Genomic DNA, 1,198 nt, shown 5'->3' on the forward strand with positions numbered 1-1,198 from the left:
GGTAATCCCCCCATTTTTAGCGGGGTTCAAAAGTAGACCTTAGGCCATCATGGCCAACTTCTGTTGAGGGGTAATCCCTCCGAGTCCCATATTGGGTCGTTCGTGATTGTAGTGCCAGAGCCAGCGAGTGGCATAGTCCTGGACTTCTTCAGTGCTGTCGAACAAATACTGCGCCAGCCAATCGTAACGGACTGTTCGGTTGTAGCGTTCAATATAGGCATTCTGCTGCGGTTTGCCCGGCTGGATAAACGCCAGCTTGATGTCTTGTTTGTCGGCCCAGGCTGACAGCTTGCCGCTGATGTACTCAGGACCGTTGTCACAGCGAATAGAGCGCGGTTTCCCACGCCACTCAATGATCTGCTCCAGTGATCGGATAACCCGCTCTGCCGGAAGCGAGAAGTCCACTTCGATGCCAAGGCCTTCCCGGTTAAAGTCATCAATCACATTCAGCAGTCGGTAACTGCGACCGTCGTTAAGCTGGTCGTGCATGAAGTCCATCGACCAACTGTCATTGATGATTTCCGGCACGGCCAAGGGTTCAGGCTTTTCACGAACCAGGCGCTTTTTAGGTTTGATTCGCAGATTCAGTTCCAGCTCCCGATAAATCCGGTAAACCCGTTTGTGATTCCAGGCAAAGCCTTTCACATTGCGCAAATGCAGGAAACACAGACCAAAGCCCCAGTTCCGCTGGTTATGGGTCAGTCGGATCAGCCAGTCCGCGATTTCGGCATTCTCGCTGCTGAGCTTTGCCCGGTAGCGATAGCAGGTCTCGCTGATGCTGAACATCCAGCAAGCCAGGCGAATACTGACGTGCTTCTCATTGACGGCTTTCTGCGCCATCTCACGGCGACGAGACGGCTTTACCACTTTTTTTCGATAGCTTCCTTGAGGATGTCAGCCTTCAATCGTTCCTCGGCATACATCTTCTTGAGCCGGCGGTTTTCATCCTCCAGCTCTTTCAAGCGAGCCATCATGGACGCGTCCATGCCACCGAACTTGGCCCGCCATTTATAAAAACTGGCGTTGCTCATGCCGTGCTCTCGGCACAGCTCCGGGACCGGCACGCCGTTCTCGGCTTGCTTGAGGATCGACAGGATCTGGCTGTCGGAAAAACGTGACTTCTTCATGCAGAATCTCCCTGCGTCTAGCTTACGGAAAATTCTACTTTTGATCACCGCTGTTTTTCGGGGGGATTACC

Annotated in this window: 1 protein-coding gene; it reads right to left on the reverse strand. The window is 53.2% G+C overall.

From position 1 onward, the window contains the following. Positions 1–39: 39 nt before the first annotated feature. A protein-coding gene (locus tag FO268_RS22705) for an IS3 family transposase (protein ID WP_225316971.1) occupies positions 40–1,127 on the reverse strand; the annotation gives its coding sequence in 2 pieces (ribosomal slippage) (positions 40–866 and positions 866–1,127; 1,089 coding nt in all). Between the last annotated feature and the right edge of the window lie 71 nt (positions 1,128–1,198).

The organism is Marinobacter denitrificans (assembly GCF_008795955.1).
GTDB classification, from domain to species: Bacteria; Pseudomonadota; Gammaproteobacteria; order Pseudomonadales; family Oleiphilaceae; genus Marinobacter; species Marinobacter denitrificans.